This window comes from Helicobacter didelphidarum (assembly GCF_003364195.1).
Classification (GTDB): Bacteria; Campylobacterota; Campylobacteria; order Campylobacterales; family Helicobacteraceae; genus Helicobacter_A; species Helicobacter_A didelphidarum.
The window spans coordinates 1-2210 of sequence record NZ_NXLQ01000097.1 but is presented as its reverse complement, the minus strand read 5'-3'; the positions used below and the strand labels follow the sequence as shown (position 1 = coordinate 2210).

At 32.4% G+C, this 2210-nt stretch carries 2 protein-coding genes; both read left to right on the top strand.

The features are described from left to right. Positions 1-1170 (top strand): hypothetical protein (locus tag CQA53_RS11000; RefSeq protein ID WP_220272092.1); only part of this gene is annotated, 1170 nt, incomplete at its 5' end. 69 nt (positions 1171-1239) lie between these two features. Further along, positions 1240-2067 (top strand): hypothetical protein, encoded by an 828-nt coding sequence (locus CQA53_RS10995; protein ID WP_147290047.1) that lies wholly within the window; start codon positions 1240-1242, stop codon positions 2065-2067. Positions 2068-2210: the final 143 nt, after the last annotated feature.

The following is a 2210-nucleotide window of genomic DNA, read 5'->3' as shown; positions in this document are numbered from 1 at the left end:
TTAATAAAATCGAAAGATTGCGAAAGGAACAAGAAAATGCAATGTAATACACAAACTCAATCTCCCTATATCTCATTAGAGTTTTGTTCTTGTCAGCAAGATTTTACACAGAACCTAATTAATCGTAGGGATTTAGGAAGCACAGGAACTTTTATTAATTACTCTATGGTTGCAGTAGGGACAGGTTCGAGTGAGTTATTGAGCAAATACATGGATTCACAAGGAATTTCAAATAAATTAAATAAGATTTATGGATACAAACTTACAGGAAATTTTGGAATATTTTCTTATCTCTTTAAAAAAGTAGAAGGTAAGGATAATGAGAGAGCTATTAAAGAGGTAATATTTGAAACAGGTGTAACTTGGGGTATGGGCAAGATTGGTAAAAAAATAGTTACAGCCGAAGCTACCAAACAAATCGCTACACGCACAGCTACAAGACTTGGCATCACTATGGCAGGGAGAATCTTGGGAGGTTATGTAGGTTCAGTCATACCTATTGCAGGGACAATAGGAGGAGCAGTAGCAGGAGCTTGGATAGCAGGTAAAATTGCGGAATGGTGGTATGCAGACGAAGACGCCCAACTTGCTAAAGATAAAGCAGAAAATGAAAGAATAGAGAGGTTAGAAAAAGCCTATAATCTCAAGATTAATAGAATCAATGATTATCTTGTGCGTAACAAATACATAGAACTTAGAATCTTAGATGATATAGAATCTGAAACACTCTGCAAAGAAGCAAGTAATCTTAAGAGTAGCTATTTTAAAACAATCCTTTTAATGCAAAGTTTTCCTAACTATCTTGATAGAGATAAAGAGTTTTATGATACTTTGCAACAAAAAGAGTTAGATACAAGTAAAGATTCTAAAGAGAGAACATCTAAAGAAACAGATAAGGCACAATCTAAAGAACCTAAAATCACTCCCATAGCCAATGCTATCCCTATCACCATAGAGATAGAGAAATGCTATGATGGTGCAAGTGGGAATCTCTTAAAAAATACAACAATCTATCTTTATAATCATAGATTTAAGCGAGTAGTAGCTAAAGGACAAAGTGATGAGAGAGGAAAGCTCATAGTGCATAATGTCTATGTGGGACAAGAAAATACTATCGATAAGGTAAGCTTTGTAGTAGATAGAGAAAATTTTGATGAGAGGGTAGCGTAAATGAATAAAAATAGTTTCTTGTTATATAGCTTCTTATTTATCTTTTTTCTTGTTATAGGATATTTTCTTATGCAAGAAATACCAAATGCCAATCACAAAACTATACCTATTGTATCGCTTTGTTTGGGTTTGTTAAGTTATATCATACTTGCAAAATACCTTATTGATATATGGAATTATTATGTTTTTAAGCGTTCTCAAACATTTATATTTAAAGATGGCGATATTGCATACAAACAAGACAATAAATCCATAAAACAAGCAAAAATTGCAAAAATATTACGAGATGTATTGTATAGGATTTTTCCTGCTATATGCATTGCCATACTTTCAATGAGGATGGATATACATGGAGGGTTTGTAACAGCATCGTGTCTCTTTATATATTGTATTGCACCACAGAATCTACTTTTTAATATTTATCTTATCAAACCACATAATACCCGTAAAGATTTAGGAGGAGTATATATTTATCACCCATTTTTACAATGTGGATTTTTTGAGTATGGGAATTGTCTTATTTTTAGAGAAGCAACTTGGCAGACTGTTTTTGGCTTAGATGAAGATGAATATTCTATCGCTACACTAGATAATTTTGCTTATGATAAAAAGGGGAATATAGTGTGTCTTGTTACCTTATCTTTTAGCTTACATGCTTTTTTAGATGAACGAGAATTTTTAAAGATATATACAAAAAACACAACTGCAGCCTTATTGCAAACGGATATTGAATCTTTTCAAACTTTTAAGACAATGTTTTTAAGCTTGGAGAGAAAAATTTTTGGAAGATTGATAGGAAAATACAATCCGCTTGGTTATGATGGCACTATTGACCCATATATTAACCTAAAATGGATAGAACAACAAAGAAAGGAAAATAATGGAGAATCACAATAATGACAAGATAGATTCTAACTCTAGTATAACCAACCAAACAATCCTCTTTACCTCACTATCTGGATATTTAGCATTTTCTGGGAATCTCGTTGTGGAAATAACAGAGCATGTATTAAAGCAACCAACAAAATATTTATCTTGGG

What these genes read in the sequence shown, in the direction of transcription:
- CQA53_RS10995 (WP_147290047.1), top strand. Translation starts at nt 1,240, where the DNA reads ATGCAAGAAATACCAAATGCCAATCACAAAACTATACCTATTGTATCG.